The organism is Pseudomonas sp. LH1G9 (assembly GCF_002949975.1).
GTDB classification, from domain to species: Bacteria; Pseudomonadota; Gammaproteobacteria; order Pseudomonadales; family Pseudomonadaceae; genus Aquipseudomonas; species Aquipseudomonas veronii.
Genome location: NZ_CP026880.1, coordinates 3,049,781 through 3,064,043, shown reverse-complemented (window position 1 = coordinate 3,064,043; position 14,263 = coordinate 3,049,781). Strand labels below are relative to the sequence as shown.

The window sequence follows — 14,263 nt, the reverse complement described above, 5'->3', positions numbered from 1 at the left end:
GCACGCGGGTGAGCACTATAGGCACGCCCGCCCGCGCTGAAAAGACGGCCGACCCGATGGGGGGCCGTCACGCCACACTATCGCAGTTAAGCGAAAAAGCAATCGTCGCCGCACTTTTCATAACCGATTAATTGGCATTTATCTCATAAGTAGAGACAAATGGTAAAAAATAGCTTGTTTGATGTGATTTTGTATGTGATAAATCTCATCAAAGAAAATGCTCAAGCGAGAGGGCTGATAATGAATGGTGCGCAACTGATAGTGAATGCGGCAGCGGCAAGCGGTATCGAGTACTGCTTCGCCAACCCGGGAACCACGGAGATCCCGCTGGTGGCGGCCATGGCCAGCGCGCCCGCCCTCAAGCCGGTGTTGTCGTTGTTCGAAGGCGTCTGTACCGGAGCGGCGGACGGTTACGGCCGGATCGCCGGCAAGCCCGCGATGACGCTGACTCACCTGGGCCCGGGGTTTGCCAATGGCATCGCCAACCTGCACAACGCGCGGCGCGCCAACACGCCTATCGTCAATGTGATCGGTGACCACGCCTCATGGCACGTCAACTACGACCCGCCCCTGGCCAGCGATATCCAGGCCCTGGCTGGCACCGTGTCCGGCTGGGTTCGCACGTCGCGCACCGCCTCGGCGATCGGTGAGGACCTGCAGGAAGCCGTGCGTGCCGCCTGGCAAGCCAAGGGCCAGATCGCCAGCCTGATCCTGCCGATGGACCTGCAAGCCGCCGCGGTGACGCACAACGGTGTGTTCACGCGGATGCAGGCGCCGATCCGCCGCTTTGCCGGCGACCGTATCGAAGCGGTGGCGCAGGCCCTGCGTGATGGTCAGCGGCTGGTCTTCATCGTCGGTGATCAAGGCTTGTCGGTTGCTGGCCTGGAAGCGGCAGGGCGGCTGGCGCAATTGCCCGGTGTGCGGCTGTTCGCCGAAACCTTTCCCCGGCTCAGCTACCGGGGCGGCGGCTTGCCGGACCTGGACCGCCTGCCGTACTTCCCGGAAGTGGCCATCGAGATCCTCGAGCAGTACGACAAGGTGGTCTGTGCCGGTGTCCCGGAACCCATCAGTTACTTCGGCTACGAAGGTATTCCGTCGCGTCTGGCCGAGCGTGAGCGCTTGCTGTCGCTGGCCGAAGTCGGCGACGACGTGGCCGGGGCGTTGACCGCGCTGGCCGACGCGCTGAATGCACCGGCTTATGTGCCGACCCCGCGGGGGATCGAGCTGCCGCCAGGCGAGGCCGCGTTGACGCCGCAGTCGGTCGGCCAAGTGTTGGCCGCAGCGCTGCCGGACGACTGCATTGTCTCGGTCGAAGGGGGCACCTGCGGCTATCCGTTTTTCACCGCCTCCGCCAGCGCGGCGCGGCACCGTGTGTTGACCAACACCGGCGGCGCGATTGGCCAGGGCATTCCGGTCGGGTTCGGCGCCGCGCTGGCGGAGCCCGGTACCCGGGTGTTTTGCCTGCAATCGGACGGCAGCGCGCAGTACACCATTCAAACCCTGTGGAGCATCGCCCGCGAGCAATTGCCGGTGGTGATCCTGATCGCCGCCAACCACCGCTACGCGATCCTGCAGAACGAACTGCGCCGTTTCGGCATGACCGAACTCGACCCGCAAGCCCTCAGCCTGACCGTGCTGGACCGTCCGCGGATCGACTGGAAAGCCCTGGCCACCGGCTACGGCGTGCCGGCCCGTACCGTACACACCAATGCCGAACTGCAACGGGCGCTGGCCAATGCCGCCGCCGATGCGGGCCCTTGCCTGATCGAAATGGCACTGTGAAGGAGTCGATGATGAATCAGCTTGACGTGTTACCCGCCGTCCAGGCGTTCCTGTCTCAACCCGGCCGTCTGTTCATCGGCGGTACCTGGCAAGACGCGGCCAGCGGTCGCCGGTTCGCGGTGGAAAACCCGGCCACCGAAGAAACACTCACGGAAGTCGCGCGCAGCGACGAGCGCGATGTGGATGCGGCCGTAGCCGCCGCCCGCGCCGCATTCACGGGGGCTTGGGCGCAGCAGTCACCGGCCCAGCGCGGCGTGTTGCTGTTTCGCCTGGCGGACTTGCTCGACCAGCACCGCGAAGAGCTGGCGCAACTGATCACCCTGGAAAACGGCAAGCCGATTGCCAACGCACGCGGCGAGGCGGCCAGCGCGGCCAGCATCCTTCGTTACTTCGCCGGTTGGCCGACCAAGATCGAAGGCAGCACGCTGCCGGTGTCGCCGGCCAGTGGCGCACCGATGCTCAACTACACGTTGCGCGAGCCGGTGGGCGTCTGCGCCTTGATCGTGCCGTGGAACTTCCCGCTGAACATGTGCGTGTGGAAGCTCGGCCCGGCGCTGGCCACCGGCTGTGTGGCGGTGCTCAAGCCCGCCGAGCAGACGCCGCTGGTGGCGATCCGGCTGGTGCAGTTGATCGAGGCGGCGGGCTTCCCGCCGGGTGTGGTCAACCTGATCACCGGCCTGGGCGCCGAGACCGGCGCACCGCTGGCGCAGCATCCTGACGTGGACAAGATCGCCTTCACCGGCTCGACCCAGGTCGGGCGGCTGATCGCCCAGGCGGCCACCGGCAACATGAAGAAGGTCTCGCTGGAGCTGGGCGGCAAATCACCGAACATCATCTTGCCCGACGCCGACATCGTGCGCGCCGCCAAGGGCGCCGCCGATGGGATTTTCTACAACCAGGGCCAGGTGTGTACGGCGGCATCGCGTCTGTACGTACACGCCAGCGTGCTGGATCAGGTGCTCGAAGAATTGCAGCGCCACGCTGCCGCCCATGTCCTCGGCAACGGCCTGGACCCGGCCAACAGCATGGGCCCGCTGGTGTCCGCGCGGCAGCTGGATACGGTCAAGGGCTACCTGCAGCGCGGCCAGGAGGAGGGCGCCGAACTGATTTGCGGCGGCGGCCGCCCCGAGCACCTGGAACGCGGGCACTTCATCCAGCCGAGCGTGTTCCTCGACCGTGCCGAGCGTGCCTGCGTGGCCCGCGAAGAGATCTTCGGCCCGGTGCTCACCGTCATGAGCTGGACCGACGTCGATGACCTGGTGTTGCGCGCTAACGACTCGCCCTATGGCCTGGCCGCCGGCCTGTGGACCCGCGACTTGCGCTCGGCGCACCGCCTGGCGGCGCAGCTCCAGGCCGGTTCGGTGTGGATCAACTGTTGGAACGTGGTCGATGCGGCTTCGCCGTTCGGCGGCTACAAGCAATCCGGCTGGGGCCGGGAAATGGGCAAGAACGTTATCGACGCCTACACCGAGACCAAAAGTGTGTTTGTCGATCTCGGCTGAACAGAATAATCACAAGAGGAACTGCTATGGATCTGGAATTGAAAGGCCGCGTGGCAATTGTCACCGGAGGTGGCATGGGCATCGGCAAGGAAGTTGCGCGCTTTCTGTCCGAAGAAGGCTGCAAGGTGGTGATCTGTGCGCGGCGCATGGCGTTTCTCCAGCTGGCCGCCGAAGAGATCAGCGCGCAGACCGGCAACGAAGTACTGCCGCTGTTCTGCGACACCAACGATATGTCGGCCGTGTCGGAAATGGTCGCCGCCGCGCACAAGCACTTCGGCCGCATCGACATCCTGGTCAACGGTGCCGCGGCGCCGTCGGGCGTGGTGCGCAATGACATCGAGCATGCCGGCGACGACGAGTTGCTGTCGGACCTCAACACCAAAGTGATCGGCTACTTCCGCTGTGCCAAGGCCGTGACCCCGCACATGAAGGCGGGTGGCTTCGGTCGCATCATCAACATCGGCGGCCTCACCGGGCGCAGCAGCAAAGTCCTCTCGGGGATGCGCAACCTGGCGATCGCGCACATGACCAAAACCCTGTCCGACCAGTTGGGCGCGTTTGGCATCACGGTCAACCTGATCCACCCGGGCGTGGTCGACACCCCGCACATCCGCGAGCTGTACGAGCGCGAAGGGATCAAGCAGGGCAAGACCCCGGAGCAGGTCGAGCAGGGCTACATCGACGCAACGCCGATTCGCCGCACGCTGGCGCCCATTGAAATGGGCTGGCTGATCGGCTTCCTGGCGTCCCCCAAGGCTGGCGCGGTGACCGGTGAATCCATCGGCATCGACGGCGGCCTGACCCGTGGCATCTTCATCTGAGGAGTAACTGCGATGAGTAACGGAACCCTATTAGTCGCCACCGTCGGCCAGGCCGTGATCCGTAGCGCCGACGATGGCCGCAGTTGGCATCGTCTCGGTCTCGGGCAGGATCTGGAGTTCGATGCGATCACCCGTTCGCTGAGCTTTCACCCCGGCACGCCGGACGTGATTTATGCCGGCACCGACATTGGTTTGTGCGTCAGCCACGACACCGGCGGCCATTGGCAGCAGGTCGACACACCGTTCAACGGGCAGACCGTGTGGAAGGTGGCGGTCGACCCGCAGGATGCTCTGCGGATATTCGTCGGCACCGGTGCGCCTTCGCGCGCCGAGCTGTGGCGCACCCTGGACGGCGGCCTGAGCTGGGATCGCGCGCCGGTGGAAATCCCGGAGTTCTGTGACGGCGTCAGTCGTCCACGGTTGCTGGCCTTCGCCTACGACCCCACCGACCGCAACCAGGTGTGGTTCGGCCTTGAGGAGGGCGGGCTGTTCCATTCGCGTAACGGCGGCGAAAGCTGGATGCGCGTCGATGATCGGCTGCTGTGGGACTTCAACTCGGACATCCACAACATCCTGGTCCTGCCCAATCACGGTGAGAAAGTCATCGTGGTGGTTTGCGTCAATGCGGTTTACCGCAGCCTCGATGAAGGGCTGACCTGGACCGGCATCGTCGCCCGCGAAGCGTTTGGCCTGTATTACGCGCGCGCCATGAGTGCGCCATTGGGCACGCAGGATACGCTGTACCTGAGCATCTCCGACGGCACGCCGGGCACCACCAGCAAGATCCTGGTCTCCCATGATGCCGCGCTCAGTTGGCAGGTGTTGCCGCTGCCGCAACAGCCCAATTCCTGTGTGTGGGCTATCGCCTTCAACCCGGCGAACCCTCGGCAAATCGTCGCGGGCACCAAGTACGGCCATTTGTTCACCTCCGAGAACGGCGGTGACGGCTGGCAGAAGCAGTGGCGCGAATTCAGTGAGATCGCTGACGTGCTGTGGACCCCCGCCGTGGCGCAGATCAAGGCGGGGCATCAATCCATCGTCAAGAAAAACTGAGGTAGTGCGTGATGAAAGTCGAAGTCCTTCGTACTCACTTATCGCTATGGGTGAGTGATCCGGATGTGTCAGCACGTTGGTACGCCGACATCCTGGGTATGCACGAAAGTGCCCGTGGCGAGAGCTGGGTGATGATGGCGTTTGGCACCAAGCACCACGACATTGCGTTGATTCGTGCCGAACCCGGCGCCCATCAGGGCGGGTTGGGGTTGCAGCACTACGGATTGGAAATCGCCGGCGACATGACCACCCTGCGCCAGCTCTACGGCATGTTGCTGAGCAAAGGCGTCGAGGTGGTGAAAATCACCGATCACGAAATCGGCCATGGCGTGTATTTCCACGATCCGGATTGTAATCGCATGGAATTCTTTCTCGAGACCGAGCACGACGACGCACTTGGCAAGGCCCGCTTCAAGGCCGCCGGCGCGCCGAGCCGGAACTTTAAACTCGACCCACTTTGAATAGAGGCAGCTCTGATGAAAACCGCGAATTTCGCCAGCTATCACATCCGTAAATGGTACAGCTTCATTGAAGAAACCCTGGCCAACGAAACCGGCCAGTTGGCCGATGGCGAACCTGTGTACAAGTACGCCATCGCCGCAGTGATTGCCAACCCCTATGCCGGCCGCTTCAGCCAGACGCTGGATGCATTGGTGGACGACTCGCCGTTGCTGGGCGAAGAGTTCGGCCGGCGCATCAACGCACTGGCCGGCGAGCACGAGATTGTCAGCTACGGCAAGGCGATCCTGGTGGGCAGCGCGGGCGAGTACGAGCACGGCAACGCGTTCCTGACCAACCCTGCCGCCGATCCGATCCGCGTCGCGCTGGGCGGTGGCAAATCCTGGGTGCCGTCCACCGGCAAGCGCGGCGGCCCGGGCTCGACCATCGATGTGCCATTGGCCCACAAGGACGCGCTGTATGTGCGCTCCCATTACGACAGCATGTCGCTGATGTTCGGTGACGGTCCTTCGCCGGACGAGGTCATTGTGATCTGGGCCTTCGCCACGCGCGGACGCCTGCATGCACGGCTCGGCGGTTTGCAGGCGGCGGATGTGCAAGGTCTCGACGGGCTGCACTGAGCCCGGGCGCAAAGCCTTGCGTGGCATCCGATCAACACCACAACAAGAAAGCGGTGACTAGCGATGAAGCAGGACAAAACCCAGGTGGTCATTGTCGGCGGCGGCCCGAACGGGATCACCGCCGCACACTATATGGGGATGTACGGTATCGACTGCGTCGTCCTTGAACTGGCCGACGGCATCCTGCCTTATCCCCGCGCAGTCGGCATGGACGATGAAGCGCTGCGCGTGCTGCAGGGGATCGGCATTGCCGAGCTGGCCGCACGTGACATGATCTGCGATGTACCGCTGCGCTATTACAACGCGCGTGGCGTGTGTTTCGCCGAAGTCAAGCCGAGCGTCGCGCAGTACGGTTGGCCGATGCGGAACATCTTCATGCAGCAATTGCTCGAAGGCACCCTGCGCGAACATCTCGTGCAGCACGCCAGCGTCCAATTGCGCCAGGGCCATGAACTGCTCGAACTGGAGCAGGACGAGCAGGGCGTGACCTTGCAGGTGCGCGATGCCCACGGCGAGCTCTACCAATTGCAGGCGGACTATGTGATTGGCGCCGACGGCGGGCGCTCCACCGTGCGCAAACAGTTGGGCGTCGAACTGCTCGGGCTCACGCATCCGCGCAAATGGGTGGTGGTCGATACGGCCAACGACACCCTGGATGCGCCGTACACCGCCCTGCATGCCGATCCGCAACGGCCCTTCGTGTGCATCTACCTGCCTTATCAGCAGCGGCGCTGGGAGTTCATGCTGCTGGAGGGCGAAGACGAAGCGAAGATGTGCGACGAGGCGACGATTCGTGAACTGATCCGCGGCCATATCGGCGCGGCCGTGGATCAGTTGAACATCATCCGGATCCGCGCTTACACCCACCACTCCCGCGTTGCGGCGCGGTTTGTCCAGGGGCGGGTCGCGCTGGTCGGCGATGCGGCGCATATTTCGCCGCCCTGGGCCGGGCAGGGCCTCAATTCCGGCCTGCGCGACGTGGCCAACGTGGCCTGGAAACTGGCGGCGATCATTCAGGGCCGCGCGGCGCCGTCGATCCTCGCCAGCTACGACCAGGAACGCCGCGGCCACGCCACCGAGCTGGTGGCGCTGGCCGACAACATGGGCGCCGTGCTGGGGTTGACCAACCCGCTGATGGCCGGCGTGCGCGACTGGCTGTTCCAGGCGGTCAACAGTGTCGACAACCTGCGCTCGCACCTCTTGGAATTCAAGTTCAAACCCAAGGCCACCATCACCCAAGGCCTGGTCTATCACGAGCGTGCCGAGCTGCGCGAAGACGATTTGGTCGGGCAACTGTTCGTGCAGCCTTACATCGAAGATGCCCAGGGCCAACGTCGGCGCCTCGACGACATGCTGGGCAACTCGTATGCCGTGTTGGGGTACCGCACCAATCCCCGGGCGCCACTGAGCGAGGACATGGCCGCGTATTGGGCGCGTTGGAACACGCGCTTTATCCAGGTCAACCGTTCGCGCAGCGGCGTGGGGCGCAACCAGCCGCTGACGGCGATGGACGCGATCAGTGTGGAGGACGTGGATAACCGGCTGGCCGAGTGGTTCTCCAAGGTGCGCGACTGCATCGTCGTGGTGCGTCCGGACCGCTTTGTCGCGGCCATTACCACCCCAGAGCGGCTTGACGGTGTATTGCGCAAGCTGGCGGAGCAACTGTCATGAGCACGCCCGACGATGTACTCGGCCAACTGCGCCAAGCGAGGCTCAGCGCTCATGCCATAGCGCCTTTGGCACCGCAGGCGCTGGACCGGCAGCAAGGCTACGCGTTGTTGCGCCAGACCCTGGAGCGACGCGTGGCCGCCGGGGAGAAACCGAGCGGCTGGAAGGTCGCCTTCGCCGGCCGCGCCGCGCAAGCACGCTTTGCTCTCGACGAACCGGTGTACGGCGGCCTCACGGAGGCGATGCAGGTTGAGCCGGGGAGTGCGGTGCCATTGGCGCGGCTGATCCAGCCCAAGCTGGAGGTCGAACTGGCGTTCGTCTTCGGGCACGCGCTGGCGCCGGGGGACTACCGCGACCAGGACATTCTGACGGCCATCGCCGAGGTGGCGCCCGCGTTCGAAATCGCCGACTGCCGATGGCAAGGCTGGCGTTTCGGGCTTGGCGCCTTCCTCGCCGATAACGCGGCGGCGGGGCTTTACTGTGTGGGGCCGAGGTCGCCGTTCGAGCCGCAACAGCATGCCTGCGTGCCCTATCGTCTGGAGCACGAAGGGGTTCACCTGGGCAGCGGCGATACGCAGGCTCGGGAAGACAACCCCCTGTTCAATCTGTGCTGGTTGGTGCGCCGGCTCCTGGCGGACGGTCACCGTATCGAGGCTGGGCAGGTGGTGCTGTCGGGCGCGTTGCTGGCACCGATCGATATACAGCCGGGAACCTATCGTCTGCAGATGCTTGGCACGGAACTGGCTTTGATTTTCCGGGCGGACACTGTGCCCGTGTGAATGCCAGCTGCCGTCAGGGATGACTGAGCCCCCTTCAGGCCAATGACCAGACACAGGCCGCCGAGGAACGACGAATATGCTCGCTGAAGTCCGAACCTTCAATGATCCTCAACAGCACGCCGGCTCGATCCAGGGCTGGCAGCAGATCTACGACCAACTGGGCCGTGGCTGCCTCACCAGTGAACTGCGCCAGTTGTCCTGCGATCGCTTCCAGATCTTCCAGGAGGTGCTGGACAAGCGTGTGGTGCAGCATGGTTCCTCGCCCAAAGGCCGGTTGTGCGCCGCCATGTCATTGGGCAGCGCACCGGTGGTGCAAGGGCAGCAAGTGGACGCGCAGAGCGTGGTGCTGCTGCGCGATTCAGAGGAGTTCGTATTGCATGCCCCGGAAGGCACGCATTTTTTCGCGATCAACGTCGACGCGGTACGCTTTGCCAAACTGGCGGCTTTCGAGTTATCCGGCGAGCAGCTTAAACGCCTGACCACTGTGTCTCAGCTGCGTGTGGATGAGGCGTTACTGCTGCGTATACACCAGCGTATTCACCCGTTGTTTCGTCACCTTTTGGAACATACCGACGCGATCAGCGCCGTCTCGGAAAAGATCCTGGAAGATGAGCTGCTCGGCACCTTCCTGGACCTGTTCACCCATGCCAGCGATGAGGTGCGTTGCCGACGCGGCAATTTCGCCGTCAGTGCCTACCTGGTCCGGCGTTGCCAGGAGTTGATCGTTGCCAGTGGCGATACCCCGTTGAGCATCCTCGATCTGTGCGAGCAATTGCGCGTCAGCCGCAGGACCCTGCAGAACAGTTTTCAGGCGGTGACCGGCCTGCGCCCGGTCGAGTACCTGCGCAATCTGCGCCTCAACGCGGTCCGGCGGCGGTTGATCGCGACCGCGGCCAGTGAGAAAAACGTCGGTGAGGTCGCCGTGGCCATGGGCTTTTTTCACCTGAGTCACTTCGCGGCGCATTACCGCGAATTGTTTGGCGAGTCGCCCTCGGAAACGCGCAGGGCCGAGCGCTGATGCGCGATCAGTCCGCCGCCTCGCCAAGCCCTGGGTTCACGCGCTTGCCGATGTCCTTGAGCCGCGCCAGTTGGTCGATCATCGCGGGGGCTTCATCCAGGCAACTGACGAAGGTCCACAGGTAAGTCATCACCGCATAGATATGCCCGGCTTTTACGGCCGGTGACAATGCCAGTTGCGTGATAGCAACCACAAACAGCAGCGCCGCCAGAATGCCAATGGACAGGAAGGCGATGGCCTCACGGTCCGACAAGCGGATCCGCAGTCGCGACAGCAGGCGATAATGACGGTGCAGGGTATGCGCGCCGACGGCTTCCACCATGCCGATTTCCTTTTCCAGGCGATTGTTCAAGCGCTCATGCAAGCGCTGGTTACGCCGGGCGAAGCCGGGCATCACGGTGACGCACAGCAGCAGCGCGAGCAGGCATGCCACGCCAACCCATGGCTCGATCACCAGCAACATGCCGGCCGCGCCAATGATCGAGACCAGCGCGGTGGCGATGATCGGCACGTGCTTCTCGAAAAAGTCGACAAAGTCCCGCGCCAGCACCACCCGCGCCGCCGCCTTGGACGTGCTCTGGCGTTCCAGGCGCTGATTGAGGATCACCGGCACCGCAAGATCGGCGTAGATGCGCGTAAAGGTGCGCGTATCCAGCGCGCGCCGCGCCGCCCCCACCACCCAGAACCCCAGCACCACGCCGGCATAGAGCAATGCGCTGGCGGCATCGCCACGGATGATCGAGTCCACGGCAAACCCGGCGAACAGCGGGTAGGCGAGCAGCAGTGCATTTTCCAGCGCCACCAGCGACAAGGTCGCAAACAGCTTGCCGGGGTAGGCCCTGGCAATGGCCTTGAGGGTCTGGCTGGCGGATTGCTGACCGAGCTTTTTGCTTTCTTCGAGCACGATCCTAGGGGTTACGGACGGCATGGGCCACCTGTCGAGCGCATCATGGGAGGATAGATGCCGCGGGCGACGCCGAGCAGATAGCGCGCCTCCTCGGTCATCAATAACAAATTGATCTGCACTTCTTCGATAACGATTTCCATGGCGATCAATATGCAAATGGCCGGCGCTGTAATCAGCCAGTGACAATAAGACTGTGTGATCAACGACGCGCTCACACCAATCAACCACAACGCCAATACGCAATGCGGCGCGTACTTCTGCAGGGGAATCCAGAAGCGCTGCAACTTTCGCAGTTTGAGTGTGTAGAGCGTCAGTGACGCTTCCAGCTGTTTCGAGTCAACAAGGGGGCGAGCGGAATGCAGAGTCGGCATAACAGTTGTCCGCGTAAAACATTGAACGTCATTTGCCAGGTGTTGCTTCATTGTCCCGGCGCCCGTGGCCTGGAAGGGTTTGATTGAACCAGGCAAGATTGATTGCTGTGATTTCGACCCATTCGCCCTGAGTTGGCATCCTTTCGCAGCTCTTGAACGCGATACAACATCCTTGTGAGTTCAGTAAGGCAAAGTGGCGATATTTCGTGGCTCTATTAACTATAAAAATAGAGAGGCGCATGCCATCACCTTTGTCGGTTTGAATATTCAAGCGAGTTTGGCGTTATATGCAGTTACACCTCAGTAGACTCCGTGTCGGTATCCAGGCTCTGCGTTGTTGTTGGCCAACTGAGTTCAAACACGGTGCCGCCATTAATCGATGTCCGACAGCTCACCGTGCCGCCATGGGCGATGGCAATCGCGCGCACCACGGCCAGGCCCAGCCCACTGCCTCCCTGGGCACGGGAGCGAGAACTTTCGCCGCGCTGGAACGCATCGAAAATATACGTCGCGAAAGCGTCGTCCACCCCCGGCCCCTCATCCGTGACTCTCAGGAAGTTGCGCGAGTGTTGGCTGCCGAGTTGCACCCAGACGTTGCCCGGCGTCGCATGCCGGCGGATGTTGTCCAGCAGCGCCAGCAACGCCTGGCGAATCCGCGCGCGGTCACAGCGTATCGGCCCCTTGAGCAGGTCCAGGTGCAGCACGAAGCCGGCGCTGCGCAGGCTCGATTCGAACAACCGTGCTTCGGCTTCCAGGTCGGTGGCCAGGTCGGCGTAGTCGGGTTCGAGCTTGAGGTAGCCGCTGTCTCCCAGGCCAACCACGCGCAGGTCTTCAACCAGGCGCGTCAACCCTTCCACTTGCGTCAGCAGGCTGTAGAACTGCGCGGTGTCCGGCTCGAACACACCTTCGGCCAGCCCCTGCAGGCGGCCGCGCAAGATGGTCAGCGGCGTGCGCAACTCATGGGCGATCGCTGCGTTCCAGAACGCCTGTTCTTCGGCCATGCGTTTCAATCGGTTGGCCATGCTGTTGAAGTCATCCACTAATAAGGCGGCTTCGCCCAAGGATTGATCCGGCGCCACTGCGCGGGCATCCAGGTCGCCATCGGCCAGCCTGCGCAGGCTGGCCGCCACCGAGTTCAAGGGCATCAGAATGCGCCGGGACAACTTGATCGCCGCTGCGACGCCGACACCCAGGCTGACGCAGGTGATCAGGCTCATCCAGGCCCACTCCATGCCGCTGGGCAGCCACTCATCCATTTCCGCGTCGCTCAGCGGAGCAAACGACCACAGCAGCCCATAAAAGACATAGGTCCCGACAATCGCCAGGGTTATCACACACAGGACCACGGCCGACATCGACAGGATAATCTGCCGACTCAAGCTGTTGGCGCCTTTCATGGCAGGCTCCCGAACCGGTAGCCGACCCCGCGGATACTGGCCGGTACGCCTTGCAGTCCGAGGTCCTCGATTTTCCTGCGTAATTTGCTGATATGGCTGTCGACCGTGCGCTCCAGGCTGTCGCTCTCGGGCGAGCAGAGGGCCAGCAACTCGGCGCGGCTGAACACGCGCCGGGGCGCCTTTGCCAATTGCGCGAGTAACTTGAATTCGGTCACGGTCAGGTTCAATGGGTGTTTCTGCCCGTCGATGCTGACGCTCACGTCATGGTTGTCGATGTCGATTTCGAAGGCGTCCACGCGCAGCACGCTGCGCCCCGTCAAATAGCCATTGTCGACGCAGCGGCGCAGCACCGCCTGGGTTCTGGCGACGACCTCGGCCGGGTTGAACGGCTTGACGATGTAATCGTCGGCGCCAATACGCAGCCCCATGAGTTTGTCCACGTCCTGGTCCTGTGCGGTCAGCATGATGACCGGCGTGTTGCCGCGGTGACGAACCTCCGCCAGTACCATCCAGCCATCCAGTTTCGGCATCAGTACATCGAGCAGCACCAGGTCGGGCTTGAGCGTTTGGTGCAGTTCGAGTGCGCGACGGCCATCCTGCGCATGCGCGGTTTGAAAGCCGGCGCGTTTGAGATAGGCCGTGAGGATATCGGCGATTTCCGGTTCGTCTTCGGCGATCAGGATCAGTGCCTGATTAGCGGTTGATGTAACGAGTGATTCGGTCATGTTCTGCTCGGTCGATGTGCCCTGTGCTGCCGGACAATGCTGCAACGGCGCGCGGTTTTCTGGCAACGGGTTGGATGATGCACGGCAAGCATGCACTTTCAGCGTAGGTTTTATGGAGAAATGATGGAGACGCAGGTTTATTTTTCGTCGCGCGGGGGAGGGAGGTGAACGCTGCCTGATGCGGTGCGTTCAGGCGAAGCTGATGCGGTCGCTGTAGGCGTTCTGCACAATTTTGCGCTGGTAGTCACAGGGTGTCGTACTGACCAGCTTCTTGAAGTCGCGCAGGAAGTGTGACTGATCGGAGAAGCCCAGGTCCAGCGCCAGTTCCGAGAAGGATACATCGTGCTGGGTATTCAATGTTTCCAGGGCCGCCTGGCAGCGAATGATGCGGCAAAAGATCTTCGGCGACATGCCGGTGTCCTGGCTGAACTGGCGATGGATGGTGCGGCTGGTGTAGCCGCTGAGGTCTTCAAGCTGCTGAATGCGCAGGTCACCGCGATGCACCAGGGCCTGTTGAATCACCATCGCCGTCAGTTTCGAGGTCCTGCCCATCAGGCGCGGGGCCAGGTAGTCATTGAACAGCCTCATCTGCTCTTCCAACCGTGGGGTTTGCACGATGTTCTCGAACATGCGCTGGGCAAACCCCGAGACCTTGAGCAGATCCAGCTCCTGTTCGGTCAGGTCCGCGGCCAGCACGTTGATGAAGCCTGGAATGACCCCCGGTGAAAAGCGCACGCCAAAGTAGTGATGATGCTGATGCAGTTCGACGCGCTGCGCCTCCAGCGGCGTGCCGCAGATCCGCACGGTGGGACGTGTGGTATCGCAGTCGAAAACGATGTCCACGCAGCCATCCGGCACCGCCAGCACGTCGGTCGATTGGGCGACATCGAAGGCATAGAAATGCGAGATCGCCGGGTGCTCGGAAGGCATCACCGAATACCGCGATGAGTTGAGTACGAACCAGGGTTGTTCGTAGGCGGTTGGGTGCCGCGGCCTCGGCGCACACAGGTTGACCATGACGGAACCTTCGATTGGCAATATGCGCGAATATTCAGGCATTTATCGCGCCAACTCAGGTGCCCGCGGCAAGCGCCGATGTCCGAAATTTACAATACCGCCGATAAGCCCAGCCCGATACTCGGACTCGACAGCGTGGGAGCC

The 14,263-nt window shown here is 62.8% G+C and carries 14 protein-coding genes; 9 read left to right on the top strand and 5 right to left on the bottom strand.

Translation table 11 applies throughout. The features are described 5' to 3' along the window. Window positions 1-240: 240 nt before the first annotated feature. The 9 genes from C5F70_RS14025 (at window position 241) to C5F70_RS13985 (ending at window position 9,702) form a co-directional block, all read left to right on the top strand. Complete coding sequence (locus C5F70_RS14025; RefSeq protein ID WP_017846965.1) at window positions 241-1,782, top strand: acetolactate synthase large subunit; 1,542 nt, start codon at window positions 241-243, stop codon at window positions 1,780-1,782. An 11-nt stretch (window positions 1,783-1,793) separates the two neighbouring features. Beyond that, window positions 1,794-3,284: an aldehyde dehydrogenase family protein gene (locus tag C5F70_RS14020; RefSeq protein ID WP_017846966.1), complete on the top strand. Its 1,491-nt coding sequence runs from the start codon at window positions 1,794-1,796 to the stop codon at window positions 3,282-3,284. A gap of 26 nt (window positions 3,285-3,310) precedes the next feature. Further along, window positions 3,311-4,105, top strand: a complete 795-nt coding sequence (locus C5F70_RS14015; protein WP_017846967.1) for an SDR family NAD(P)-dependent oxidoreductase — start codon at window positions 3,311-3,313, stop codon at window positions 4,103-4,105. A gap of 12 nt (window positions 4,106-4,117) precedes the next feature. Next, entirely contained in the window at window positions 4,118-5,158 is a 1,041-nt protein-coding gene (locus C5F70_RS14010) for a YCF48-related protein (protein WP_046384088.1), read from the top strand. An 11-nt stretch (window positions 5,159-5,169) separates the two neighbouring features. Then, window positions 5,170-5,619: a VOC family protein gene (locus C5F70_RS14005; protein WP_026140020.1), complete on the top strand. Its 450-nt coding sequence runs from the start codon at window positions 5,170-5,172 to the stop codon at window positions 5,617-5,619. 15 nt (window positions 5,620-5,634) lie between these two features. Continuing rightward, window positions 5,635-6,237: an amino acid synthesis family protein gene (locus C5F70_RS14000; protein ID WP_017846970.1), complete on the top strand. Its 603-nt coding sequence runs from the start codon at window positions 5,635-5,637 to the stop codon at window positions 6,235-6,237. Between the two features lie 63 nt (window positions 6,238-6,300). Further along, window positions 6,301-7,908: a bifunctional 3-(3-hydroxy-phenyl)propionate/3-hydroxycinnamic acid hydroxylase gene (locus tag C5F70_RS13995; protein ID WP_017846971.1), complete on the top strand. Its 1,608-nt coding sequence runs from the start codon at window positions 6,301-6,303 to the stop codon at window positions 7,906-7,908. Further along, window positions 7,905-8,684, top strand: a complete 780-nt coding sequence (locus C5F70_RS13990) for a 2-keto-4-pentenoate hydratase (RefSeq protein WP_017846972.1) — start codon at window positions 7,905-7,907, stop codon at window positions 8,682-8,684. The genes C5F70_RS13995 and C5F70_RS13990 overlap by 4 nt, the downstream gene beginning before the upstream one ends. Window positions 8,685-8,760: 76 nt before the next feature. Beyond that, entirely contained in the window at window positions 8,761-9,702 is a 942-nt protein-coding gene (locus C5F70_RS13985) for a helix-turn-helix domain-containing protein (RefSeq protein ID WP_017846973.1), read from the top strand. A 7-nt stretch (window positions 9,703-9,709) separates the two neighbouring features. Here C5F70_RS13985 and C5F70_RS13980 read toward each other — a convergent pair whose 3' ends face one another. The 5 genes from C5F70_RS13980 to C5F70_RS13955 all read right to left on the bottom strand — a co-directional run bounded on the left by C5F70_RS13980 (window position 9,710) and on the right by C5F70_RS13955 (window position 14,119). Next, window positions 9,710-10,630: an ABC transporter six-transmembrane domain-containing protein gene (locus tag C5F70_RS13980; RefSeq protein ID WP_026140021.1), complete on the bottom strand. Its 921-nt coding sequence runs from the start codon at window positions 10,628-10,630 to the stop codon at window positions 9,710-9,712. Then, entirely contained in the window at window positions 10,618-10,980 is a 363-nt protein-coding gene (locus C5F70_RS13975) for a hypothetical protein (RefSeq protein ID WP_104903561.1), read from the bottom strand. Before C5F70_RS13975 ends, C5F70_RS13980 begins: the two co-directional genes overlap by 13 nt. 293 nt (window positions 10,981-11,273) lie before the next feature. Beyond that, window positions 11,274-12,377 carry an ATP-binding protein gene (locus tag C5F70_RS13965; protein WP_017846976.1) on the bottom strand — a complete coding sequence of 368 codons (1,104 nt, stop codon included), beginning with the start codon at window positions 12,375-12,377 and terminating at the stop codon, window positions 11,274-11,276. Continuing rightward, window positions 12,374-13,102 (bottom strand): response regulator, encoded by a 729-nt coding sequence (locus C5F70_RS13960; protein ID WP_102618303.1) that lies wholly within the window; start codon window positions 13,100-13,102, stop codon window positions 12,374-12,376. The genes C5F70_RS13965 and C5F70_RS13960 overlap by 4 nt, the downstream gene beginning before the upstream one ends. A 189-nt stretch (window positions 13,103-13,291) precedes the next feature. After that, on the bottom strand, window positions 13,292-14,119 hold the full coding sequence (locus C5F70_RS13955) for a helix-turn-helix domain-containing protein (RefSeq protein WP_046483329.1): 828 nt from the start codon (window positions 14,117-14,119) through the stop codon (window positions 13,292-13,294). Between the last annotated feature and the right edge of the window lie 144 nt (window positions 14,120-14,263).